Genomic DNA, 24,568 nt, shown 5'->3' on the forward strand with positions numbered 1-24,568 from the left:
TATTTAACCATATAACTAATCAAGCGGATGAAGGTAACCTATAATTGGCTTAAAGATTTCGTAGAGATAAGAACTACCCCCCAGTCATTAGCGGAAAAACTTACAATGGCAGGGTTGGAAGTAGTTTCTTTGGAAGAAGTTGATAAAGATTGGGTGTTGGAGATAGAGGTTACTACCAATCGTCCTGACTGGTTAAGTATTATAGGGATTGCCCGCGAAGTTTCGGCAATTACTGGAGGTAAATTTAAAGTCTCCTCAATAAAGAACACCACCTGCCATTTACCCCTTACCCGATTACCTTTTGAAATTAAAATTGAAGATAAAAAAGGTTGCCCACGGTACATTGGGAGGGTGATTGAGAATGTGGAGATAAAACCATCTCCTTCTTGGCTACAGAAAAGGCTTACGGCAGTAGGGTTAAGGCCGATTAACAATGTTGTAGACATTACCAATTATTGTCTTTTTGAAACTGGTCAACCAATGCATGCCTTTGATTATGAGAAAATTGAAAATCAGACGATCATTGTCCGTAAGGCAAAAGATAAGGAGTCTATTGTTACTATTGACGGTGAAGAACGCAAACTGGACAGTTCGATGCTTATCATTGCCGATAAAATAAAACCCATCGCCATTGCCGGAATTATGGGAGGTAAAAATACTGAGGTAAGCGAATTTACAAAAACGGTTCTTTTAGAAAGTGCTTATTTCGACCCGCTTACCATAAGAGGTGCTTCCCAAAAATTGGGATTAGTTACTGAGTCTTCATATCGTTTTGAGAGAAAAGTGGATTTAGACACCGTTTTAAATGCTTCTTTGCGTGCGCTGGAGTTGTTTGAAAAATATGCTTCTTTTAAGAAAAAGATTCTGGTGAGCAAAATAAAAGACGTAGGTTCTAAAAAAGATAAAGAAAAAACAATTTCGTTAAATACTGAAGAGGTTAATAAATTTTTAGGAGAGAAAATCTCTTCTTCTCACATTGAGAAGATTTTAAAGAGGCTTGGTTTCTCAGTAAAAAGGAAAAAAGATTTATTTGAAATAAAGCCCCCTTTCTTTCGTAGAGATATTGTAATCGAAGAAGATTTAATGGAGGAGATTGCCCGCATTTATGGGTATGATAAATTTCCTTTGACCCTTCCACAGGAAGAAATTTCTCAAGCTATTCCCCCTGCGCCTTTATATAAGACCAAGATGATATTTTATGAGATATTAACCGGGTTAGGCTTTAGCGAAGTAATTACCTATAGTTTGGTAGGGAAGAATCTGTTAGCAAAAGTAAATCTCTCTGATGAAAAGGAATGGGTAAAGGTTCTTAATCCTTTGAGTAAAGAACAGGAGTTTTTGCGCCCCACACTCCTTGCCAGTATTTTAGAGGTTATTGCCCACAATTTAAAATATCAGACAGAGAACCTCAAGATTTTTGAATGGGGGAAAATTTACTTCCATAAAGAACTACCTCAGGAAATTCCTTATTTGGGAATTTGTCTTAGCGGAAAAACTTCCTTGGGCTGGTTAAAAAAAGAAGAAGAATTAAGTTTTTATGATTTAAAAGGAGTGGTGGAATTAGTTTTAGGGCACTTGGGAATAAAGAAGGTTAATTTTCTTAAAAAAGAAAGTTCTTATTTAGAAAAGGGTTATTCTGCAGAGATAGCATTTGGAGAAGAATCTCTTGGTTTTTTAGGGAAGGTTAAAGAAGATATCCAGAGGCAATTTGATTTGCCCACAGAGGTCTATTGGGCAGAATTGGATTTAAATAAAGTGGTTTTTTTCTCCTCTTTTGAGAAAAGGTATGTAAGCTTGCCAAAATTTCCTTTTGTTTTAAGAGATATCTCTTTCTTGGTAAAGGAAGACATCGCCTACGAGAAAATTGAAGGATTTTTGAAAAATTTCCCTTGCGCTTTAATTAAAGAGATAACTTTGATTGATGTTTATAAAGGAGCAAATATCCCTCTTGGCAAAAAAAGCCTTACCTTCTCTTTAAAATTTCAGTCAGAACAACGCACCTTGCGTGATGAAGAAGTAGAGGAATCTCTGGTTAAGCTTCGTAAGGGGTTAGAAGAAGAGTTTCAAGCTGAACTCCGCTAAGGTTACAAAAGTTACAAAATTAAATCAAATTTGTAACCAGCTTTGTTCTAAGGATTAAATTTCGCTTTTAGTTTATCAATATTTGACTGGAGATTAGCGCGCCTCTTTAGGTCTTTAAACCAAATTTCAAAATGTTCCTGTTGTTTCTTGGATAAGGTTTTTTCGCGGAAAGCCTCTTTATCTTTCTCAAAATCCTCTTCTTTTACGGAAATTTTTTCCTCAAGACGCAAAATCACAAAACCTCTTTCTGTTTTAACTATTGAGGTAGCGACTTGATTAGGATTTAGAGAGAAGCCAGTCTCTGTAAATTCCTCGGATTTACCAATTCCAGGGATGTAACTGGTGCGGGTGATAAGTTCGGTAGAGACAGGAGTTAAATTGAGTTCTTTCGCTACCTCATCCCAATTTCTTGTTTTTAATTCTTCTAAGACCTTCTCCGCTTTTTCCTTTGCCATGAGGTTTGCTTTTTCTTTCTTTAATAATTCTTCAACCTTATCTTTTACTTCATTAAATTCAGGGACATAAGGAGGTTTCTTTTCTTTTACTTTCAAAAAGAGATACCCATTTTTAATCTCAATGGGGTCGGATATTTCTCCTGGCTTCAGCCTAAATGCGTAGTTATAGAATTTTAAGTTAAAACCTATTTCCGGAAGAACTGTGTCTAAGGAAAAATAATCGGTTACTTTGAACAAAACCCCATATTTCTTTGCCAATTCTTCTAAGTTTGCCTGAGGGGTGAGTTTTCCTATAAGCTCATTCCTAATTTCTTCCACTTTATCCATCACTCTTTGGCTGGTTAATCGGGTTTTGATTTTGCCTTTTGTCTCCTCCGTAAGCACTGGCTCGGGAACTGCTTGAGGAGTTTCTTGTTGGCTTTGCGGGGTAGGGGGGAGGGCAAATTCCTCTTTGTGGCTTTCAAAATATTCCTTAATCTCTTCTTCAGAAATGTTTATTTCTTTCTCTAACATCAACGGGTCTATGAAAATATATTCTACTTTTACCGTCTCGGGTTTGCGTAAGAAATCTTTGTTTAAGGTGTAATAGTCAAGAAGTTCTTTCTCGTCCTTTATCTCTACTTTCTCCAGGAAATCTTTTGTCTCAATAATAAAATAGGAAAATTTTGCCTTTTCATTTTCCTTCACATATTCTTCCTTTAATTCTTCTTCCGAAAGTTTTACCTCGTTATAAATTTTTTCTACTAACTTAGAAATTTTTAAAGAAGCGCGCATTTCTTCTTCAAACCTTAAAGGATTTGTGCGCAGGTAATATTTTAAAACCCACTCATAAATTTGAGGGTCGAATTTACCATCTTTTTGAAAAAGAGGAAGATTTCTTAAACGTTCAATTAATTCTTCGTCTTTTACTTTAATCTTTTGTCTCTTTGCCTCTTCTAAAAGCATCAGCCTATCCCAGGCTTGGCTGTCCAAATCAAGGTATTGGGCAATCTGGTCAAAGAGTTTTCCGTAGATAAGGATTGCTTGATTTCTCACAGCTTCCCAACTTTCCAGGTATTTTTCTAAACTTATTTTGCGGTTAAATACTTTACCCGCTTGTCCCTGAGCGCGTTCACGGAGCATTGCCCCTCCGCCCCAGAGCACAAATGCCGGAATGAGAATGATGGCTAAAATCCACATTACTGCCTTTACATTTTCTTTCTTGCGCATTGCCTTTAACATTGAGACTCCTTTCTTTTTTAAAAGTTTGGTTTTAAACATCATACTACATAATGTTTTCTTGTGCAAATAAAAAAGGTTGAAAATTGTCTTTAGGTAGAATATAATACCCTAAAATTACAAAAAGGAGAAGAGATGGCAGAAGATATTCAGAGCTTATTAAAAAAGATTCAGGAAGAGGGGATTAAGGAAGCGGAAGAGAAAGCAACTGCGATTGAGAGAGAAGCAAAGCGACGTGCTGAAGAGATTTTAAAGAGTGCAAGAGAAGAGGCGGAGAAGTTAATCAAAGAGGCAAAGGCAAAAATTCTCCAAGAAGAAGCCTATACTAAAACTTTGCTTCAACAAGCAAGTCGCGACACTCTCCTGGTTATTAAAAAAGAGATTAATACCCTACTTCAGAAAATAATTCTTTTAGAAATTCGAGAGATATTTAAGCCAGAAGAGTTAAGCAGAATTATCTCAACCCTCGTAAAAGAATACAAGGGCGATCCGACCCAAGAGATAACTGTTTTACTCAAAAGAGAGGATGCAGATAATATTAGGAATCACTATCTGAACAAACTTAAAGAAGAGGTAAAAAGGGGTATATTGGTGAAGCAATCCGATGAACTTACAGGCGGGTTTCTTATTAGTTATGATGGTGGAAAATCATATTTTGATTTTAGCGATAGAGCTTTAGCAGAATACATTGGTAACTATTTAAAACCACGATTAAAAGATTTACTTAGCGATGTGGTCAAGGAGTCCTGAAATATGCCACGTTACTACACCTATCTTATTTCCAGCCTCCCTTTTCTTAAATTTGACAAAGAACCTCCTTTTAGTTTCTTGAGATTTTTAGATAAGTGTATGGATTTTATCAGTGAGGAGGAACTGGTGCTGATGAAGACTATCCCTGAGAAAGAGCCCGAGATTCCCCAGATAAAACAGAAGACTTTAAAGAGATGGTTTAATTTTGATTTTGCCTTAAGAAATGAATTGATAAAACAGAGGGCATTGATTAGGAATAAGGAGCCGTATAAATATTTAAGAAAGACAGAAGAGAATTTATCTCTTTACTCTCTCCAAATCATTAATCAAGCCGTTAAGAATCCTTCCCCACTTGAAGCAGAAAAGATGCTTGATAGGCTAAGATGGGATTTTCTTGAAGAATTAGAAGCCAGACACTTCTTTGATTTTGATTTTTTGGTTGTCTATGGCATTAAACTTTCTATCCTTGAGCGTTGGGACAGAATACAAAAAGCAGACAAGGAAGCTCTTTTAGAGCATTTGGTTAATTAAGATGACAAGAAAAGGCAGGATTGTAAAAATAAGTGGGAGTATGATAGCGGTAGAGTTTAAAGAATTTGTTTTACAGAATGAAGTCGCTTACATTATTCATGGAGAAGAGAGACTTAAATCCGAGGTAATCAGGATTAGAGGTAATATTGCTGAACTTCAGGTTTATGAGAATACCGATGGCGTAAAAGTGGGAGACAGTGTAGAGTTTACTGGTGAGCTTCTTTCCGTAGAGCTTGGGCCAGGTTTACTCGGGCAAATTTTTGATGGTCTGCAAAATCCGCTTACTCTTTTGGCAGAACGCTTTGGTTTCTTCTTAAAGCGCGGAGCATACCTTAAAGCCCTTTCCGAGGAAAGCTTATGGGAATTTACTCCCTTGGTAAAAAAAGGGGACAAGGTAAAAGCAGGAGATAAATTGGGTTTTGTTCCCGAGAAGATATTCAAGCATTATATTATGGTTCCCTTTGCTTTTAGTGGCGTTTTTGAAATAGAGAGTATTGTTGAGAAAGGCAGTTACAATTTAAGACAACCAATTGCCCATTTAAAAGATAAAGAACAACGGACTCAGGAAGTTTTTCTTAAGCAATCCTGGCCAGTGAAGATTCCCATTAGAGCATATCGGGAGAGACTTTTACCGGAGAAAACTCTGGTGACCAAAATGCGCCTTATTGATTCGCTCTTTCCTGTGGCTTTAGGAGGAACCTATTGTATCCCTGGTCCTTTTGGTTCGGGTAAGACGGTTTTACAACAGCTAATCAGTAGACACGCAGAAGTAGATATCGTAATCATTGCCGCCTGTGGAGAACGGGCAGGAGAGGTGGTGGAAACCTTAAAGACTTTTCCCCAGATTACTGACCCGCGCACAGCAAGACCGTTAAGCGACCGTACAGTGATTATCTGCAACACCAGTTCCATGCCCGTGGCTTCCCGGGAATCAAGCGTCTACACTGCGGTTACCATTGCCGAATATTATCGGCAGATGGGGCTTAATGTTTTACTCCTTGCAGATTCCACTTCCCGCTGGGCGCAGGCAATGCGTGAGATTTCTGGAAGGCTTGAAGAAATTCCTGGTGAAGAGGCTTTTCCTGCTTATTTGGAATCGCGCATCGCTTCCTTTTACGAACGCGCAGGAAGTGTAAGGTTAAATGACGGAACAGTTGCTTCTGTAACCATTGGAGGAACAGTTAGCCCTGCGGGAGGGAATTTTGAAGAACCGGTTACGCAGGCAACCTTAAAGGTTGTAGGAGCATTTTTGGGACTTTCCCGTGAACGTGCGGAAGCAAGAAAATATCCCGCGATAGACCCTTTAATCAGCTGGTCGAAATATAAGAGTTTTATCGATGAAGATAAAGTCCGCTACCTGCATACGGTTTTGCGTCGAGCCAACGAAATTTCCCAGATGATGAAAGTAGTAGGCGAGGAGGGGATTACGCTTGAAGATTATGTAGATTCTTTAAAGGGAGAGTTTTTTGACTTTGTTTATCTTCAGCAGAATGCCTTTGACCCAATAGATGAAGCCACTCCTCAGGAAAGGCAAAAACATGTTTTTGATTTTATCTATCACAAGGTTATAAAAGAAGATTTTGCTCTCCAAGATAAAGAACAGGCGTTAAAATTCTTCCAAAAATTAAGACAACTCTTTAAGAGTTGGAATTCAGAAGCCTGGCAAAGCGAAGGTTTTGTAAGTCTGGAGAAAGAAATTAAGATATTCTTGGATGAGAAGAAGAGAGTAAAGAGTAATCATGTATAAGGTCTATACAGAGATTTTGGAGATTGCTGGAGATGTAATCACGGTTGAGGCCGAGAATGTGGGTTATGCGGAGATAGCCGAGGTAATCTCCAGTCTCGGGACATCTCTTGCTCAAGTGATTCGTTTGGAGGGAAATAAGGTTTTTCTTCAGGTTTTTGCCGGTAGCAAAGGCATCTCCACGGGAGACAAGGTTAGATTTTTAGGCCATCCCTTGCGTGTGGCAAGTGGAGAGGCGCTCTTGGGAAGAATTTTTAATGGCACAGGGCTACCCCGAGATAAAGGCCCGAGTCTTTCTGAACAGGTGGTAGAGATTGGTGGGCCTCCGGTTAATCCCGTGAAAAGATTGATTCCCCATAAGCTGGTGCATACTGGCATTCCTTTGATAGACCTTTTTAATTCTTTGGTAGAATCGCAGAAGATTCCCATCTTTTCTATTCCCGGTGAACCCTACAATGAACTCTTGGCGCGCATTGCAGTACAGGCGGAGATGGATATAATTATTCTCGGGGGAATGGGACTTAAGTATGACGACTATCTTTTTTTCCGCAACATTCTTGAGGAGAAAAATGCTTTTGGAAGAACGGTATTCTTTGTGCATACCGCCTCCGACCCTATCGTAGAATGTTTATTGGTTCCGGACATAAGCGTAGCGGTTGCCGAGGATTTTGCGTTGAAAGGAAAGCGAGTTTTGGTTCTGCTTACAGATATGACCAATTTTTGTGACGCTTTAAAAGAAATTTCCATTACCATGGAACAGATTCCTTCCAATCGCGGTTATCCCGGAGATTTATACACCCAGTTAGCAAAAAGATATGAAAAAGCAGTAGATTTTGAAGGAGCAGGCTCCATCACCATCATTTCCGTTACCACCATGCCCGGCGATGATGTTACCCATCCCATTCCCGATAACACCGGTTACATTACCGAAGGGCAGTTTTATCTTAAGAATAAAGCGATTGAGCCCTTTGGTTCTTTAAGCAGATTGAGACAACAGGTAAATGCCACCACCCGTTCCGACCATCGCACCTTAATGGATACCATGATTCAATTGTTTGCGCAATACCGAGAAACTTTAGAAAAACGGGCGATGGGATTTAAGATGACCGATTGGGATAAAAAACTTTTGCGTTACGGAGCGATGTTTGAAAAAAGGATGATGTCTTTGGAAGTAAACCTTCCGCTTAAAGAAGCGCTTGATTTAGGCTGGCAGATTTTGGCAGATTGTTTTAAGCCCGAAGAAACAGGGATAAAGCTCAGCCTCATTGAAGAGTACTGGCCTAAAAAGTAGTCAAGGGGCAAGAATAAGAGCATGAAGATAAGATTAACACGTGATGAATTAAAACGACAGCGCGATGCTTTAAGCCGTTTTCAGAGATACCTTCCCATTCTGGAAGTAAAAAAGAAACAATTACAGATGGAAATCTTACACCAAGAACTCTTGCTGGAAAGAAAGAGAGAAGAAGCTAAAAAAAAGAAAGAGCAAATCTTGAACTGGGCAGGCCTTTTGGCAGATAGCGGGCTTGATTTAAAACCCTGGATTTTACCGCAAAAAAGACTCTACACCACCAAAAACATTGCGGGCATAGACATTCCTTACCTTGAGAAATTGGAATTTAGTCCCGTTGATTATGATTTGTTTCTCGTTCCTTTATGGGTAGATTATGCCCTTGATGCTTTGAAGGAATGGGTTTCTTTAAGAGCAGAAGTTGCCAACTTAGAAGAGATAATCGCCATTCTAAAGGAAGAGTTACGCATTACTACCCAGAGGGTAAATCTCTTTGAGAAGATAAAAATTCCCCAAGCCGAAGAGGCAATACGCGTCATCAAAATATACTTGGGAGACCAGATGGCAAATGCGGTGGCAAGAAGTAAATTGGCAAAGAAGAAACTTGAGGAATACGAGGAGGCAGTCATTCGATGATTGTTCCCATGAAAAAAATAACGGTGATTGTCCAAGCAAAGGATAAGAAGGCCTTGGTTGAAGAATTGGGAAGACTTGGGCTGTTGCACATAGAGCATATCCAGACTCCTTCAGGCAGAGACTTGAATTTGATTAAAGAGGAAATTCAGCAGGTAGAAGAGGCGATGAGGATTCTTAACTCTCTTGTCTCTTCTAGTAACGGTTTTTTAGCTAAAGAAGAGGATTTGGGAGATTTTAAGAATTTTACTCTCCAAATTTTAGATTTAGCAAAGAGGATGAAAGAGTTAGAGAGTGATAACCGCGAGCTTGAAATTCGGATAAACGAGTGGAAAGAGTGGGGAGATTTTGACCCTCAGGCAGTTAAAGCACTGCACGAAGAAAACATTTCGGTCAAATTCTATAAAATTCCTCTTAAGGATTTGAAAAATCTTCCCTCCGATATTGTGGTAAAAGAAATTTCCAGACGCCGAGGTTTGGCGAATTGCATAGTGATTTCGCGCAGGGAAATAAATCTTTCCTTCTGGGAGATGCCTCTTCCTGAGATGGGATTAGAAGCAATGGAGCAAAGGTGGCGGGAGACAAAACAGCTCATTTCTTCTTTAGAGGAAGATTTAAAAGAAAAAAGTATTTTTTTACCCCTTTTAGAAAAGAAGAGGCGGAGTTTGGCAAAAGAAAAAGAGTTTCTTGAGGTAATAGATGGTATGGGTGAAACAACCGCCCTTAGTTATCTGCGGGGATACATTCCTTCTGAGGAAACAGAGCGTTTTTCCCGCGTGGCGCATCAAGCGGGATGGGGTTTAGTAATAGAGGACCCCGCTTTTAATGATAATGTTCCCACCCTTTTACGCAATCCGCGCTGGGTGCAGATATTGGCTCCCATTTTTCGCGTATTGGAAATTTTTCCTGGCTATCGCGAATTGGATATCAGCATCTGGTTTTTGATTTTTCTTTCTCTCTTTTTTGGGATACTCATTGGGGACGCAGGTTATGGAGTAATTTATCTTCTTCTGGCTTTTTTAGTAAAGAAGCGCTGGAGATACAGGGTAAGCGATAAATCGGTTTTTCCGCTGGTTTATCTTTTAAGCATCTCGGCAATCATCTGGGGTGTTTTGAGTGGAACAATCTTTGGCCAGGAATGGCATGCTCATTTTGTTAAACCCCTTATGCCCTTTTTAAGAAACGATAGAACCATTCAGGGTTTTTGTTTCTTCTTGGGTGCTACTCATTTAAGCATTGCCCATCTCTGGAGATTCATATTAAAATCACCCCACCTCTCCAGTTTAGGGGAACTGGGCTGGATAGCTATTTTATGGGGGGTATACTTTTTAGCGCGCATGCTTATCTTAGGTGAGGCATTTCCTGTATTTGGGAAAGTTTTTTTTCTTTCGGGTTTCCTTCTCATTCTCTTTTTTACCCATCCCCAAAGGAATGTAATCAAGGGCGTGGCCAAAGGCATGGGCACACTCCTTTTAAATTTAGTGAACAATTTTACGGATGTGGTTTCTTATATTCGTCTTTTTGCTGTCGGTCTGGCTACTGTGGCTATTTCCGATTCCTTTAATCGCCTGGCAATGGTTGTAGGTTGGGGAGGATTTTTCCCCGGACTTATCACCTCATTTATTCTCATTTTAGGACATACATTAAACATCTTACTCGGTCCGATGTCAGTGCTTGTGCATGGAGTAAGACTTAATCTACTTGAATTTTGCAACCATCTTGAGGTAAAATGGATAGGCTTTCCCTACAAGCCCTTAAGGAATAAGGAGGAAGACCATGGGAGATTTGTTAGGACAATTTAAAGATTTGGGATTAGGGGCAGTGCTTGCCTTTTCTGCTCTGGGTTCAGGTTTAGGTGCGGGAGTAGCAGGAATGTCGGCAATTGGCGCTTGGAAAAAAGCCTTTGCTCAAAATAAAATTGCTCCCTTTCTCATGGTTGCTTTTGTAGGTGCACCTTTAACCCAGACCATTTACGGCATGATTCTGATGAACAGAATGGCAGATTTAATTTCTCAAGGGAGTTTTTTGTGGGGCATAGGAATTCTTTCGGGATTAGCAATGGGAATTTCCGCTTTAATGCAAGGAAAAGCAGCTGCGGTTGCCTGCGATGCATTGGGAGAAACTGGGAAAGGTTTTGGTAACTACATTGTGGTTTTGGGAATTATTGAGACCGTGGCTTTATTTGTGATGGTGTTCACCTTGGGTATTTTAGCCAAGTTTTAGGATTTCTTAAAAACGATGGGCGATTAGCTCAGCCTGGGAAGAGCACTTGACTTACATTCAAGGGGTCAGAGGTTCAAATCCTCTATCGCCCAAATTGGCGCATGGCGGTTAGGGTATAACTCGTATAAATTGTTATTTCTTTTTAGAGAAAATTTTCGTAAAATATACAAACTCTCTTCACACTATAAACGGTAATTTGTAAACTGATTTCGGGCCCGTGGTGCAGCCTGGTTCAGCACGTCAGATTGTCGATCTGAAGATCGCGAGTTCAAATCTCGTCGGGCCCGCCAGTTGAGAAATGGAGCGTAAGAAAGAAAGTCCCTATAGGGACTTTCCGACGAGAAAACGAGGCGGCGCTCTTTTAAAAATAAGGTAATAGTCACCCATTTCGTACCAAATTTTTGTTGAAAGGAGCATGTTTTAATAACTTAAATATCGTAGGTAAAATGTCTTCATATCTATGATTAAATCTAAACGAAATTTCGCTCAAATAAAAAATGGAAAAACTTTTTAGGAATTCCCCTATACTGATAAAGCCAGTGTTTTGCATAACTCCAGAACCCTTCTATGCTATTAATATGGTCTCTGCCTTTGGGTTTTCCTTTCTCTTTGCTAACAACAACATGCTCGCCTCGCAAAGCAAGTGTTGCATACGCGTGCCAATCATCAGTGTAGTAAAGAGATCCTGGCTTTGTATGATATTGTATCAACTTTTGAACAATATCATTTTTTCTTTTGGCAATAGGAAATACCCGTATCATACCATTCCGTTTCAAAATACCAAAAACAATAATTTTACCACAAGCACCCCAACCACGTTTACCAGGTCTTTTACCTCCAAATGTCGTCTCATCACACTCAATTTCACCTGTAAGTGGTTCGCAACATTCTTCTCTAATGCTCAACAACTTGCGAATAACTGTAAAAAATCTCTTGATTGTCTTATAAGATATTTTAGTTCTAAACCTGAGCCGATAACCAGGAACTCCCAAAACAAAATATTCCAAAAGTTTCTTTTTATCCTTTTCAGATATCCTAAAGGAATCCCAGATACTCTTAAAAGTATATATGTATCTACATTTGTGACACTTAAATCTGTTATCTTTACATTTCCATGCCCAGTGGTGTCCACATTTTGGACATTGCCGTTTCATATACAGATATTTTACATAATTTTTGGTTCGTTTTCATTACCTATTACCTTATTTTATCGCTTAAGGGCAGAGGCGGACGAGCGACACCTTAATTTACTTGTTAAAGAGCGAGGACGCAGTCTCAGCCTTTGGCGGGACTGGCCGAATGAGATTACTTGTAATTATAAAAATAGGTTCGAACTTTGTTTAAAAGGCACCGAAAAATCTTGTTGAGGGATAACATCTTTAACAAATGAAATTACAGATAAAATTTATTATTTTCGGTCTTCTGTTGCTCGTGTTTTTTGGCTCGGCGATTTTCTTCTACCAGCGTTATCAAGAGACATCCCTGTTTAAATTATTCAATTCCACGGCTGAAGAAAGGATATTCAGTTTTGACCGAATCCTTGAAATAAAAGGGGAGACCTTAAAGAGCCTTGCTTTTGATTATACCTTTTGGGATGAGATGGTGGATTTTGTCAAGACAAAAGACAGAGATTGGGCAGAACAAAACATTAAAGAAGGCATAAAATCTTTTGGCGTAGACACTGCCTGGGTATATACAGAAGAATTTGACTGCATTTATTCAACCTGTAATCCCCAAGGCGGACAATGTGGGTGCCTGCCTTTAGAAAAAAAGCCCTGAGGAGTCTCTTTCAAAATAACCAGCGTTTCTGTCATTTCTTTATTCTTAATGAAGATAAGTTATGGGAAATCCGAGGGGCGAGTATCCATTCTACCCTTGATATAAAAAGAAAAGAATCTCCCGCGGGTTATTTCTTTGCCGCCCGGCTCTGGGATGAAGACTATATAAATGAACTTGCACGTATAACCCGGACTAAGATTAAATTGGTTTTTTCTCCGAAAGAATCAATCGCCGCTTCTAAGGCCACGACCGCGAGAGGTTTAATCACCTTTTTTAGAAAACTTCCCTCCTGGGATAATCAGGCTGCGGCTTATCTACAAGTAGAGATAACATCTCCTTTTATTTTGGCGTTAGCAGGTATATTAAAAGGGGATTTCTTTACGTTCATTATCTTTTTTGGATTCATATTTGTTGTCATTACCTTGGCAATTTTTAGATGGGTGAGTCATCCCCTGCGGCTAATTACCCGTGCCTTGAATAAAAACGACGCCGCCCATTTAGAACCTCTTAAGGACAATAAAGACGAATTTGGTGTTTTATCGCGCATTTTAACCCGATTTTTAAGCGAAAAGGATGGATTACAATATGAAATTAATGAGCGCAAGAAAATAGAATCAATGCTGCGCGAAAGCGAAAGACGCTATCGGCTTCTGGCAGAAAACACCAAAGATATTATCTGGACAACCGACCTGAAATTAAATTTTACTTATATTAGCCCCTCCTGCAAGGAAATCTTAGGTTATCTTCCGGAAGAGTTAATCAACCAGCCGGCAGGTAAAATCTTAAGCCCCACGAGTATTATAGAGGCAGGCAGGGTATTAAAAGAAGAATTGCTGCGAGAAATCTTGCCCCAAAAAGATTTAGGACGCTTCCGCCGGATAGAACTTGAACATATCCGCAAAGACGGCTCATCGGTTTTTTGTGAATTGATAGTGACATTTTTACGCGATGAAAAAGGCAAGGCAACAGGCATTCTGGGAGTCACCCGCGATATTACCGAGCGCCGCAGGATGGAGGAGGAATTAAGAGAAAGCGAGAGATCACTTCGTCAGGCGCAAAAACTGGCACATTTAGGAAGCTGGAAATATGTCCCTTCAGAAAATAAAACCATCTGGTCAGAAGAGATGTTTCATATTTACGGACTTACGCCAAAAGATGAGGCGCCCTCCTTTGAAGTTTTAAAAGAGATGGTTTATGAAGAAGACCGCCAGAATTGGCTTAAAATGTTAGATGCCGCCAGACATTCAGGCAGATTCCATAATTTTGAATACCGCATTGTCAGACCCGATGGTCAGATTCGCTGGCTTTTGGCAGAACAGTCTATTCAGCCAAAGACCGATGATTCACCCCGGATAATTTATGGCACAGTGCTGGACATAACCGAACGCAAGCGATACGAAGAAGAGTTGCTCGCAGCACACAACCGACTCAAATCCCTTCAAGAGCAACTTATTCAGGCGGAAAAATTGGAGGCGGTCGGTCGGCTTGCCGCCGGTGTTGCCCACGAGGTAAAAAATCCTTTAGGGATAATTTTACAGGCGGTTAATTATCTGGAAGAAAAATCAGCTTTAGGGAATCAGGAGATCCTGAAGATGATAAAAGATAATATCCGGCGGGCGGATAATATCATCAGTTCTTTAGTTGACTTCTCCCGTGCTACTAAGCTAACTTTGGCAGCCGAAAATATAAATGCGATATTGGAGAATTCAGTTAAACTTATTCAGCCACGGGTTAGATTGGAGAACATAGAAATAATTAGGCAATTTCAAGATAAACTCCCTTTTGTTCTAGTTGATAGGATAAAGATGGAGCAGGTCTTTGTGAATATTTTGGTAAATGCGGTTGAGGCAATGCCCGAAGGCGGTAAGATTTATTTACGTACCTACAAAAAGAGATTGGATAAACCTTCGTTGCGTATTGGAGACGAAAAAGAAGATTATTTTAGGATAAATGAAGACGCCGTCGTTGTGGAAATAGAAGATACTGGTAAGGGGATTGCCGAGAGTGAATTAAAGGAAATCTTTGAGCCATTTTTTACCACCAAATGCCCTGACCATGGCACGGGTTTAGGTCTGGCGGTAAGCAAAAACATCATTGATTTGCATAAAGGGCTCATTGAGGTAAAAAGCAAAGTTGGCCAAGGCACCTGCGTAATTATTACCTTAAAGATAGCCGATACCCCTTCTCACACCTCGTAGGTGTGTAAGGTTAAAAAAGGAGGCGCGATGCCGAAAAAAATAAGGGTCTTGGTGGTCGATGATGAAGAGGATTTTTTAAGAATCGCAAAATTAAATCTGGAAGAATCAGGAAGATTTGAGGTCATGACCCTGACAAGCGCCAAGAATCTAATCGAAAATGTGCATATCTTTAAACCGGATTTAATTCTTATGGATTTAATTATGCCGGGAATCGGCGGCATTGAGGCATGTGAGATGTTAAATAACGACCCCTTGGGTCAAAAGATTCCGATCATTGTTCTTTCTGCTTTAGATAAAGACGCTGATAAACTGGCTGCCTATAAAAAGGGTGCGGTGGGCTATCTGACAAAGCCGATAGAAAAGAAGGATTTGATTGCCAAGATCGAAAAAGCCCTGTCAACCAAAATAAAAGATACGCCTTAGGAAGAAAGAGGCCGCGGATAAGAAAAAGATAATGTCAACCGAAGCCAGAACTTCTGTAAATAACTTTCTTAAGGAAGATCTAATCTACCGTTAGCTTAGGATTTTGTGCGCTGTATTTATAGGCGTTCGTCGCCGTTTCCTCGCTTATCTTAAAGGTCCTTGCTATTGCCTTAGGCGATGTTCCAGCACAAAGGCAATTCTTCTATTTTTTTTGCCAATTTTTGATATAATGGGTTTTGTTTAAGCGCTTGGATTATAATTTTTACCACGATTTCTTATGCCGTGCGGATTGGTTTATTAGTTGTAGAAAAGTTCTAGAATTTTTCTGTTAAGCAAGTTTCATAAGGAGAATAAAGATGGATAGAGGAAGGATTGCTATAGAGAATGAAATTTTAGATAAATTAGCGGGAAAGGTTTTTTGCTGCAGGACCTTACGAATAAGCGCGACGTTATTTTTCAAGTTTTTATGGAAGTTTATAATTCTTCCTCTTGTCAGGCGTTTATGAAGAGAACGGGAGGATTGGAATTAGAGAAATTTTTTAACGAATTTATGTCCTACGGAATAATCGAGGAATTTTTACGCGATCCGGAAGTGGAAGATATAATGATAAATTACCTGTCTCCTATATAGGTGCATAAGACGCGGCAGGATATGATTGCTACGGATAAAAAATTTTCTTCGCGTGAAGAATTAGAATTATTTATTAAAAAACTGGTTATCTTTTCCGGAAGAAAGCATATTGGCAAGATAAATAACGTGTAATTGGCGGAGATAAAGGGGAGGGCAATATTGCGTATTCTCCTTTTGGGCCGCAGATCACTATTACCCGTGCTAAAGAAAAACCGCTGAGCATCATAGAATTAATCAAAAGTGAGACTTTAAGTTTAAATCTAGCAGCGCAGCTTTGGCTGTATGTGGAGGGGCTAAATGTTAAACCGGCAAATATAATTATTGCCGGAGGGCCCGGGTCAGGCAAGACCACGCTTCTTAATGCGCTTTTTAGTTTTATTCCTGCTAAAGAAAGAATTATAGTTATAGAAGATACATTACGTATGCGCCCTGATAGAGTAATTGTCGGAGAGGTGCGAGGCAAGGAGGCACAGGATTTAATGACAGCGATGAATATTGGCAAGTATTGCATGGGGACATTGCATGCTTCCACGCCTAGAGAAACGGTAATACGGCTTGAAAGCGAGCCGATGAATGTGCCCAGTGTATTAGTAAATTTAGTGGATGTCTTTGTTGTTATGCGCCGTTATAAGATAGACGGGGAAATTAAACGCGTTATAGGTGAAGTAGCCGAAACTGCCTTTCTAGAGGGGACTTCCGACGGTTATGCCCAGTTTGGGATAACCTGGTAAAAGGGCGATTCGGAGTAAGTATAAAAGGCGGAGAAAATTCTTCTCCGCCTTTTGTTTTGAGGATAATCTTTAAGTTTAATCCCCTATAAGCTGTAGCTAACCTTACTTAAGTAATTTATCTTCAGAGTCTTAAGTAAGATACCCTCTCAAAAGTTTACACCCTGAACCAAAAGTATACACTTTTAAGCAAGCGGTATCTCACCCTGTTTCCTATTCCAGCCGTCCTGAGTAAGAAACCCTTTCTTGGCCTCACCGTAGTAATCCGAACCGAGGATAAAGTTTATTCCTATCTCAGGAAAGCACACACTTTGTAATTTTTTAGATGTTCACTTAATAACTTCTTTTCCCCATTGGAAACCACCACATATCTAATATATGATTATATAGCCTCGCAGATTTCACACACTAAATAAGGGGCAATGTCAACAAAAAACTTTTATAAAGAAAAAAATAATTCCCCCTTGACAATTTAGGAAAAGTATGCTATAATTAGTTTGGAAGTTTTAAAAAGGGAGCCGGCCTAAAGTAATTCCGGTGCAAGGTAGCCGGGGTATTATACGGTTATCCCGGCGAAGGAGATAGATGTGCAGAGAAACAAGTTTAACCAAAAAGAAGGTGTAAGATGAAGAAGTTATTAATGGTTACAATTTTACTAGCAGGGTTGGCGAATTTAAGTAGCTTAACTTTGATTAGAATAACAGATGCTTATTTTCCTCCTCTTGGAGGAAAATTAGGTCAAATTCCTCTCTTGGGAAACGATCCCCCTGAATTACCGTTGATGGTACCAACTTCTTCTCAGGATACTACACATTTACCAGAACCCTCAGTTTCCGAAAATGAGAGGATTTTTTATTGGAAACGAACTTATTTGACTATAGGTGGATATGGTGTTGAAAATATAGGATTTTATACTGAAATTTTGCCAATTTTTTATGAAATAATATATTCACAAGAAAATTCTGAGAGATGTATATCCTTACTACCTGTTTTGTCTCGGGTATTGCCTCTGTCAATGAGCTTAATGATTGACACAGTCAATGAGGTTGTGGCACTTGTGCACATATTAAAGGTAGTTGCAGAAAACACTGCAAATGATAAGGAGGCTTGTGAAGTTTTTAACGAAGCTTGGAGAAACATAGATTTACATGATATTGATATGTTAGGGAGTATGGATAGATATATTTCAAGTAAATTTAGGACAGAATCCTCACCATCTATTCCTCCCTATATTGAAACAGCCTTGGTCTGGATTTTGAAAGGAGCTTTTGCAGAAGAATATAGAAGAGATATGGATGCAGAAGATTGCTATCAATATGCGATTGCTTGGCTTAAGCGTGGATTGGGCTTAGATATTGGTAACATAGGTTCTGAAGAAGAACAGCAAAAACTCGAAGAATATTTCTCAAATGATACAAACCTAGACTTAATGGGGAAGATTTATGGGATTATGCTTGCAACTGCTTACAAAAATTTAGCTCGTTGTTATTTTTCCGTTTGTTCAAAAAATAAGGAAACCTTAGAAAAATCATTACAGATAGCAAAAAGTGCTAAAGTAATATTGGAGGCAAGTAAGGGAAAGATTTTCTTTACGAACTCGGCAGTATATTTTAATATAGCTCAAATATATAATAATCTCTGGACCTTAGCAGAGACTGAAGAAGAAAGACAATATTACTTAGAAAATGCTACAGATTATTATTTAAGAAGTTTGGAATCTTTGAGATTCAAATTAGATGAGTACGTTGACTTATTCTGGTATCATTTTTGCCGTAACGACTTATTAGTCTCTGCCTATTTTACTCTTGGAGAAAAGTTTAAGGAAAGAATATTAATGGCAATTGCAAACAGTATGAGATTAGAGAAAAATGGGAGATATATGGAAATAAATAGCGAAGTATTTTCCGTCTTAATTAAAAATCCTAAAATATTCAAAGATCTTTTAGATTCTCCTTATATTAATAACGATCTTTTAGTAATGAGAAGTAGTTATAGTGGTGTTGGATTTGCTTCTAGTGATAATTGGCTACAATTGTTGAAAGCTCTTTTTAAAAGCGATGTTTTCCCTACTGAAGAAGTTGCTATAGAGTGGGCAAGCAATAATCCCTATATACAATTTTTGGTGGGAAGATATAAAAAGATATTTTCTGATACTTCATATTTTGTAAAGGCTCTGAGGTCTTTCTAGAAAATAAAAATAAAATAGTGTGTATAAAAGTTATTCTTCGCGAATTAACTAAAAGATTTTAAAAGTTTGATAATAAGGAAAACAATCGGAATAACAATAGTAAGAGTAAGGGTGGTTTTTATTATAAATTTTATTTGGCACGGCCAGGAAGAGAGGATATTTAAAATTTAATTAATAAATAAAGGAGGAAGAGATGAGAGGAAATATTTTATATTTAGGGTTCTTGGCGGTAGTAGTATTAGCGATGTTAGAAGCTCGTAGTTTAGCTCAAGAAACATCCATCCTGAAAAAAAAGAAAGAGAAAGAAAATCCTAGAGATATAGAGCCAATTTTATCTTCCGATAATAATGGTAGGCAAGGATTGGATACTCTTTTTGCTCTACTACAACAACTACAACAACCAAAAGATTCGGATAGAGAATGGCAACAAAAAAGCGTTAGTCTGAAACCCGAAGAACAAATTTCTGTTGCTGATTTAATAAATGGCCTTGTCTTGTCTAACAATCGAGCTATTATTCACGAAAGTAATACTTTAGTAATGGAATATTATAAATCCAGTTTTAGTGGAAAAAGCTATATCTATATATATATTCGACCTCCTATAATGGAAACTTCTATGGTTACCTTAGTAGTAGATGCTAATACTTTGAAGATAATAGAGGTTTTAGCATTTAAGCCAAGAGGTATAGTAGCTGTAAAATTAGATTCTGATCCTGATATGCCACTACGTGACTGGATTTGGAAAGTTTTAGATTTACCAAAAGTAACTCCTGAAATGTTAACCCGAGTCCAACTATGGGAGGATGCGCTGCAAAGACATAACGCTGAGCTTGCAGAAATAGTTCCCCAGAAGGATCGTATTCGTTTACCAATGTTTCTCCCCCCTAACGGAAGTTATGTTACAGTGTTACAAAGAGAAGCAGGAATTACTAGTGCTGAGACTAACCAGCCCTATTTACTTACTTTTGGAGCTGGGCCTTGTGTTATTGTTACATTATACGATCCCAACACAAAAATTGGTACATTAATTCATTTTGATGCAATTTCAGATATCAGAGGAGCACTGGGAAAGGTAATATACCATATGAAAATAAACGGAGCAAATATTGAAAGACTGGAAGCAAGAATAATCGGTGGAAATACAGGTTCTTCTGAGGAATTGATCTACCAGATTTATAAAGCATTAGAATCAATTGGAGGGATACAGATTGTAGAAAAAGATATCTTGGGTTTTGAATCACGTTCAATTATCATGGATACTAACACAGGCGAGATTTATGATCTGGTAGGAACTCCTTTTGTTGATCCCCTTAGACTTCAATTGATGGCGATAAATTTGTCTCCTGAAGTTGTATTAGTGAGAGAAGGGTTGATAAAGTAAAGTGCTAAAACAGGTTTAATTCAAGTGGTTCCTACAAGTAAACTTTTGTTTCTAATCGGAAACGGAAATTGCTCAAGGAATATCTTGTCTAATATCTTTATTAGTAGTAACTTACACACCTTCCGTCTCTAAAGAAACTGATATGTAAAATAATTTTACTCTTCGGGAACGCGCATCTCTCTCCTTAATTGTGTCTTTTAGCACCTCTATAGCATAAGTATCTGTAATTACTGGAGTTAAATCTTAGACAAAACCTGTTTATTTCTCTAAATTTCTGGCACAATTCTTGCTAAAGAATAAAATAGAAGCACACCTTGACAAAAAGAGAAATATGTGGTATAATTTATATAAAAAGAAAAAGGAAAACGACTTAAATAAGGTATAAATATATTTATTTTTTTGTCCAATGATTAAAGAGTTTAAAAAAGTTGTTAGGAAATTGCGAGAACCTAAAAGCCTAAGCTGGCTTATAGTTGTTATTTTATTAGCGATAATAACCAATCCCGTATTAGCCCAAGATTGGCCATTTGGACCAAGTTTCTTAGATATTGTGCCTGTGAGTCCGATAAACCAATATATAGGATATAAAATTGTTTCAGGTATGGGTGAGGAATTTACAGCAAAATATTTAACTAATCTAGCAGAAACTTATCCGGGTAGAGTATACATAAAACCATACAGAGGTCCATATGAAGGAGAAACAGTAGAGGTTTTACCGGAATATAAGCCTTACGGAGATATGGATATCCGTTGGAAATTAGCCCACCCGTGGCCGTGGATTTGGGGTGACTATTATGTAAAAATACGAAGAGTTAATGGTGAAGAGGATTGGTGTAATGTTAATAAAGACTGGGACAAGGTTATTTGGGTTCCTCGGACATTTGAACAAAGTAAAACAACCATAAGTAATTTATCCCATAATCCTGATATGCCTCATACCTTTGAAGAAAGAGGGATGAGACGCCCCCCAAAAGTTTCTGAGTTACCAAAACTCTATCTAGAAGCTGCTTCGGTTCGAGCTTTTTGGGCAAATGGTCGGGGTCTTACTGATAGAAAACTTGAGTTAATTTGGGAAGAGGCACAGAAGACAGCTATTTATAAAAAGGGTAGCTATCCTTTTGGAGAAGAAGATAAAATAGGAGACCTTGGGTTTAAAATTGATCCTTTTATTCTATTAGCGATCCTCGGAGCAGAAGGAACTGGTTCATTTGATACTAATAATAGCCTGCCGGACGATGATTTTATAAGAGATTTAGCCAAAGCAGGTAATCTTTTGAGGCAGTTAATCAAAGCTTGGATAGATAATGGTAAACCAGGTGATTGGTTACATTGGGTTTGGCGGGGAAACGCGGGTTCGAAATTTATAGGAGGATATGCGGAGGGGGAAGAGTGGTATAGAAATGTAAGATCCATGTACGACTATAGGCTTCAATACAATGAGGACGAATTAAGACGATTGATGGCAGATAGACGTTAAGTATTTATAGGATTTGATAGCCATCTTCGATTTTATAAAATAATCATTTTACTAAGAAATCAAAATAAAAAGTCATTTTTTAGTTTAGAGAAAAATAAATTCTCAACCCTTTTTTATCTTTTCCTTGCCATCTTTAACTCAATTCTGCTACAATAAAATATTTAATAATTAAACCCCCACATTTTTAAAGCCATGTCTGAAAATTTTACCCCGATGATTAATCAGTATCTGGAGATAAAAAAGGATTATCCCGATTCCATTCTTCTCTTTCGCTTGGGCGATTTCTATGAAATGTTTTTTGAAGATGCGAAAATCGCCTCAAGGGTTTTAAACATTACCCTAACTTCTCGTGAAGCAGGAAAAAATCGGCGTGTTCCGATGTGCGGAGTTCCTTACCATGCGGTAGATAATTATCTTTCCCGCCTTTTAAATGAAGGCTTTAAAGCGGTGATTGTAGAACAGGTTGAAGACCCAAAATTAGCCAAAGGAATTGTAAAGAGAGAAGTGGTACGAGTTGTTACTCCCGGTACTTTGACTACCGATAACCTTTTAAGGAGTAGCTTTAATAATTATATTGTCGCCTTGAATAAAAAAGAAAATCTCTTTGGTTTAGCAATTGCCGACATTTCTACCGGAGAATTTAGAATTACTGAAGTTGACGCCATAGAAAGATTCTTGGCCGAGATTTTTCGGCTTGAGCCCAAAGAAGTGCTTGTTCCCCACGCTTTCAAGGGAGATGAATCCTTTCAGAAAAGTTTTTTATCGGTTTTGCCTAAGTCAATTACTTATTATGAAGATTGGCTTTTTTCTTATGAAACCGCATATAATTTTCTTATTCGCCATTTTAATGTCGAGAGTCTTTTAGGTTTTGGTTGCGATGGTTTAGAAGTAGCCATTGGTTGTGCAGGGGCGCTTATCAAATATTTGGAAGAAACCCAAAAGTCCTCTCCCCGCCATATAAATCGTTTAAGTTTCTATTCAATCTCCGATTACATGCTTTTAGACTATGCTACGCAGAGAAATTTGGAACTGGTTAAAAACCTTTCTGAAGGAGCAAAAGAAAATACTTTATTTTATATTTTGGACAGGACTTTAACGCCCATGGGAAAACGACTTCTTTCCCAATGGCTCCTTCAGCCTCTAAAAGATACCAAAGTCATAAATAGGCGTCTCGATGCGGTGGATGAATTTTGTAAAAATAGTTCTTTGCGCCATAGCTTAAGGGAAAAATTAGAGCATATTCAGGATTTAGAACGTTTTGCCTCGCGTATCAGTTTGAAAATTACTTCTCCAAAAGATTTGGTTTCTTTAGCCAATTCCCTAAAAGTGGTAAAAGAGATAAAGAGAGAAATAAGTCAAGTAAACTCTTCTATTTTAAAAGAGATTCAAGAGAGACTGGATTGTATAGAGGAGGTGATTAATTTAATTGAAAGAGCGATTGTAGATGAGCCACCACACTCTTTGAGGGAGGGCGGGATAATCAAAGGTGGTTTTAATAAAGAACTCGACGAGTTGCGAGAAGTATTAAGGGGAGGAAAATCTTGGATTGCAGACCTGCAAAAGAGAGAAATCCAACGCACAGGAATTAACTCTTTGAAGGTAGGGTTTAATAAGGTCTTTGGTTATTATATTGAAGTAACTAAGCCCAATCTTAAATTTGTCCCTTCCGATTATATCCGCAAACAAACCTTGGTTAATTGTGAACGTTTTATTACTCCCGAATTGAAAGAGTATGAGGCAAAAATTTTAAATGCCGAAGAAGAAATAGATATTCTGGAATACAGAATTTTTACGGATATTCTGGACAAGCTTTCTCAATTTGTCCCCAAGATTCAAGAGGCCGCGAGGAATATTTCTCTCTTAGACTGTTTTTCTTCTCTGGCAGAGGTTGCTTTACGGAATCATTATAATCGGCCTGAGGTTAACGATGGTTATGAAATATACATTGAAGAAGGAAGACATCCCGTAATTGAGATAAATCTGGGGACGAATAAGTTTGTTCCCAATGATACTTTGTTGGATAGCGAAGATAATCGGTTTTTGATCATTACCGGTCCGAATATGGCGGGAAAGTCTACTTACATTCGTCAGGTTGCTTTAATTGTTCTACTGGCACAGATAGGGTTTTTTGTTCCGGCAAAGAAAGCAAAAATTGGAGTCGTAGACCGAATATTTACCCGCATCGGAGCACATGATGTTTTAGCCAAAGGATTAAGTACGTTTATGCTGGAAATGATAGAAACCGCGAATATTTTAAACAATGCTACGGACAGAAGTTTAGTTATCTTGGATGAAGTAGGTCGGGGAACATCTACTTTGGACGGCCTTTCTATCGCCTGGGCAATATGCGAATTTATCCATAATTATTTAAAAGCGCGAACCCTTTTTGCAACGCACTATCATGAATTGACTGAGCTTTCCTTAACATTAAAAGGAGTCAAAAATTATAATATTTCTGTTAAGGAGTGGGAGGATGAGGTTATCTTTTTATACAAGTTGGTGGAAGGAGGTTGTGATAAAAGTTTTGGGATTCATGTGGCACGTTTAGCAGGGGTCCCTCAGGAAGTAATTAGAAGAGCTAAAGAGATTTTAAGCAACTTAGAGATAAATTCCCTTGGGAAAGATAGCCTTCCTAAGTTAGCAAAATCAGAAATTGAGAAATTAAAGGAGAAACAACTTGATTTATTTGGCAATCTTTCACCCTCTTTAATCGATGAGTTAAAGCAAATCGACTTAGATAAAATTACCCCCTTAGAGGCAATGTTAAAGCTTAAAGATTTGCAGAGAAGAATTGAAAATCAAAAGAACAAATATCAAAACGACACATCAAAGGTCTAAA

19 protein-coding genes and 2 tRNA genes are annotated in these 24,568 nt (G+C 38.4%); 19 read left to right on the forward strand and 2 right to left on the reverse strand.

Going from position 1 to position 24,568, the window contains the following annotated elements:
- Positions 1-27: 27 nt before the first annotated feature.
- Positions 28-2,082 carry a phenylalanine--tRNA ligase subunit beta gene (pheT, locus tag NC818_03755; protein MCM8783873.1) on the forward strand — a complete coding sequence of 685 codons (2,055 nt, stop codon included), beginning with the start codon at positions 28-30 and terminating at the stop codon, positions 2,080-2,082.
- Between the two features lie 47 nt (positions 2,083-2,129).
- Here the strand turns inward: pheT and NC818_03760 are convergent, their stop codons facing one another.
- Positions 2,130-3,758: a SurA N-terminal domain-containing protein gene (locus tag NC818_03760; GenBank protein MCM8783874.1), complete on the reverse strand. Its 1,629-nt coding sequence runs from the start codon at positions 3,756-3,758 to the stop codon at positions 2,130-2,132.
- A 132-nt stretch (positions 3,759-3,890) separates the two neighbouring features.
- Here NC818_03760 and NC818_03765 point away from each other — a divergent pair, with 132 nt between their 5' ends.
- The 9 genes from NC818_03765 (at position 3,891) to NC818_03805 (ending at position 11,214) form a co-directional block, all read left to right on the forward strand.
- Positions 3,891-4,505, forward strand: a complete 615-nt coding sequence (locus tag NC818_03765) for a hypothetical protein (GenBank protein MCM8783875.1) — start codon at positions 3,891-3,893, stop codon at positions 4,503-4,505.
- Between the two features lie 3 nt (positions 4,506-4,508).
- Entirely contained in the window at positions 4,509-5,036 is a 528-nt protein-coding gene (locus NC818_03770; GenBank protein ID MCM8783876.1) for a DUF2764 domain-containing protein, read from the forward strand.
- 1 nt (position 5,037) lies between these two features.
- Positions 5,038-6,783 carry a V-type ATP synthase subunit A gene (locus NC818_03775; protein ID MCM8783877.1) on the forward strand — a complete coding sequence of 582 codons (1,746 nt, stop codon included), beginning with the start codon at positions 5,038-5,040 and terminating at the stop codon, positions 6,781-6,783.
- Positions 6,776-8,071 carry a V-type ATP synthase subunit B gene (locus NC818_03780; protein ID MCM8783878.1) on the forward strand — a complete coding sequence of 432 codons (1,296 nt, stop codon included), beginning with the start codon at positions 6,776-6,778 and terminating at the stop codon, positions 8,069-8,071. Before NC818_03775 ends, NC818_03780 begins: the two co-directional genes overlap by 8 nt.
- A 21-nt stretch (positions 8,072-8,092) precedes the next feature.
- Entirely contained in the window at positions 8,093-8,704 is a 612-nt protein-coding gene (locus tag NC818_03785; GenBank protein MCM8783879.1) for a V-type ATP synthase subunit D, read from the forward strand.
- Positions 8,701-10,503, forward strand: coding sequence for a hypothetical protein (locus tag NC818_03790; GenBank protein ID MCM8783880.1), 1,803 nt, complete (start codon positions 8,701-8,703; stop codon positions 10,501-10,503). Before NC818_03785 ends, NC818_03790 begins: the two co-directional genes overlap by 4 nt.
- The gene (locus tag NC818_03795; GenBank protein MCM8783881.1) at positions 10,478-10,924 is read left to right on the forward strand and encodes a V-type ATP synthase subunit K; all 447 of its coding nucleotides are present in this window, start codon (positions 10,478-10,480) and stop codon (positions 10,922-10,924) included. The genes NC818_03790 and NC818_03795 overlap by 26 nt, the downstream gene beginning before the upstream one ends.
- A gap of 17 nt (positions 10,925-10,941) precedes the next feature.
- A tRNA-Val gene (locus NC818_03800) sits at positions 10,942-11,016 on the forward strand.
- 119 nt (positions 11,017-11,135) lie between these two features.
- Positions 11,136-11,214 (forward strand) — tRNA-Asp (locus tag NC818_03805).
- Positions 11,215-11,394: 180 nt separating this feature from the next.
- Here the strand turns inward: NC818_03805 and NC818_03810 are convergent.
- On the reverse strand, positions 11,395-12,078 hold the full coding sequence (locus NC818_03810; GenBank protein MCM8783882.1) for an IS1595 family transposase: 684 nt from the start codon (positions 12,076-12,078) through the stop codon (positions 11,395-11,397).
- 232 nt (positions 12,079-12,310) lie between these two features.
- Here NC818_03810 and NC818_03815 point away from each other — a divergent pair, with 232 nt between their 5' ends.
- The 9 genes from NC818_03815 (at position 12,311) to mutS (ending at position 24,567) form a co-directional block, all read left to right on the forward strand.
- Positions 12,311-12,703, forward strand: coding sequence for a hypothetical protein (locus NC818_03815; GenBank protein ID MCM8783883.1), 393 nt, complete (start codon positions 12,311-12,313; stop codon positions 12,701-12,703).
- A complete protein-coding gene (locus NC818_03820) occupies positions 12,670-14,901 on the forward strand; it encodes a PAS domain S-box protein (protein MCM8783884.1) in 2,232 nt (743 codons plus the stop codon). Before NC818_03815 ends, NC818_03820 begins: the two co-directional genes overlap by 34 nt.
- Positions 14,902-14,928: 27 nt before the next feature.
- Entirely contained in the window at positions 14,929-15,324 is a 396-nt protein-coding gene (locus tag NC818_03825; protein ID MCM8783885.1) for a response regulator, read from the forward strand.
- A 466-nt stretch (positions 15,325-15,790) separates the two neighbouring features.
- Positions 15,791-15,955 carry a hypothetical protein gene (locus tag NC818_03830; GenBank protein ID MCM8783886.1) on the forward strand — a complete coding sequence of 55 codons (165 nt, stop codon included), beginning with the start codon at positions 15,791-15,793 and terminating at the stop codon, positions 15,953-15,955.
- A gap of 284 nt (positions 15,956-16,239) precedes the next feature.
- Complete coding sequence (locus NC818_03835) at positions 16,240-16,686, forward strand: CpaF/VirB11 family protein (GenBank protein ID MCM8783887.1); 447 nt, start codon at positions 16,240-16,242, stop codon at positions 16,684-16,686.
- Between the two features lie 622 nt (positions 16,687-17,308).
- Positions 17,309-18,871 (forward strand): hypothetical protein, encoded by a 1,563-nt coding sequence (locus NC818_03840; protein ID MCM8783888.1) that lies wholly within the window; start codon positions 17,309-17,311, stop codon positions 18,869-18,871.
- A gap of 193 nt (positions 18,872-19,064) precedes the next feature.
- On the forward strand, positions 19,065-20,252 hold the full coding sequence (locus tag NC818_03845) for a hypothetical protein (protein MCM8783889.1): 1,188 nt from the start codon (positions 19,065-19,067) through the stop codon (positions 20,250-20,252).
- Between the two features lie 406 nt (positions 20,253-20,658).
- Positions 20,659-21,729 (forward strand): hypothetical protein, encoded by a 1,071-nt coding sequence (locus NC818_03850; protein ID MCM8783890.1) that lies wholly within the window; start codon positions 20,659-20,661, stop codon positions 21,727-21,729.
- A gap of 192 nt (positions 21,730-21,921) precedes the next feature.
- Positions 21,922-24,567 (forward strand): DNA mismatch repair protein MutS, encoded by a 2,646-nt coding sequence (gene mutS, locus NC818_03855; GenBank protein MCM8783891.1) that lies wholly within the window; start codon positions 21,922-21,924, stop codon positions 24,565-24,567.
- Position 24,568: the final 1 nt, after the last annotated feature.

Source organism: Candidatus Omnitrophota bacterium, from assembly GCA_023819145.1.
Taxonomy (GTDB): Bacteria; Omnitrophota; Gorgyraeia; order DTHP01; family DTHP01; genus JBFWKV01.

Excerpts from the sequence above, each read along its gene's own strand:
- pheT (MCM8783873.1), top strand. The coding sequence starts at position 28 with ATGAAGGTAACCTATAATTGGCTTAAAGATTTCGTAGAGATAAGAACT.
- NC818_03760 (MCM8783874.1), bottom strand. The coding sequence starts at position 3,758 with ATGTTAAAGGCAATGCGCAAGAAAGAAAATGTAAAGGCAGTAATGTGG.
- NC818_03765 (MCM8783875.1), top strand. The coding sequence starts at position 3,891 with ATGGCAGAAGATATTCAGAGCTTATTAAAAAAGATTCAGGAAGAGGGG.
- NC818_03770 (MCM8783876.1), top strand. The coding sequence starts at position 4,509 with ATGCCACGTTACTACACCTATCTTATTTCCAGCCTCCCTTTTCTTAAA.
- NC818_03775 (MCM8783877.1), top strand. The coding sequence starts at position 5,038 with ATGACAAGAAAAGGCAGGATTGTAAAAATAAGTGGGAGTATGATAGCG.
- NC818_03780 (MCM8783878.1), top strand. The coding sequence starts at position 6,776 with ATGTATAAGGTCTATACAGAGATTTTGGAGATTGCTGGAGATGTAATC.
- NC818_03785 (MCM8783879.1), top strand. The coding sequence starts at position 8,093 with ATGAAGATAAGATTAACACGTGATGAATTAAAACGACAGCGCGATGCT.
- NC818_03790 (MCM8783880.1), top strand. The coding sequence starts at position 8,701 with ATGATTGTTCCCATGAAAAAAATAACGGTGATTGTCCAAGCAAAGGAT.
- NC818_03795 (MCM8783881.1), top strand. The coding sequence starts at position 10,478 with ATGGGAGATTTGTTAGGACAATTTAAAGATTTGGGATTAGGGGCAGTG.
- NC818_03810 (MCM8783882.1), bottom strand. The coding sequence starts at position 12,078 with ATGAAACGGCAATGTCCAAAATGTGGACACCACTGGGCATGGAAATGT.
- NC818_03815 (MCM8783883.1), top strand. The coding sequence starts at position 12,311 with ATGAAATTACAGATAAAATTTATTATTTTCGGTCTTCTGTTGCTCGTG.
- NC818_03820 (MCM8783884.1), top strand. The coding sequence starts at position 12,670 with ATGTGGGTGCCTGCCTTTAGAAAAAAAGCCCTGAGGAGTCTCTTTCAA.
- NC818_03825 (MCM8783885.1), top strand. The coding sequence starts at position 14,929 with ATGCCGAAAAAAATAAGGGTCTTGGTGGTCGATGATGAAGAGGATTTT.
- NC818_03830 (MCM8783886.1), top strand. The coding sequence starts at position 15,791 with ATGGAAGTTTATAATTCTTCCTCTTGTCAGGCGTTTATGAAGAGAACG.
- NC818_03840 (MCM8783888.1), top strand. The coding sequence starts at position 17,309 with ATGAAGAAGTTATTAATGGTTACAATTTTACTAGCAGGGTTGGCGAAT.
- NC818_03845 (MCM8783889.1), top strand. The coding sequence starts at position 19,065 with ATGAGAGGAAATATTTTATATTTAGGGTTCTTGGCGGTAGTAGTATTA.
- NC818_03850 (MCM8783890.1), top strand. The coding sequence starts at position 20,659 with ATGATTAAAGAGTTTAAAAAAGTTGTTAGGAAATTGCGAGAACCTAAA.
- mutS (MCM8783891.1), top strand. The coding sequence starts at position 21,922 with ATGTCTGAAAATTTTACCCCGATGATTAATCAGTATCTGGAGATAAAA.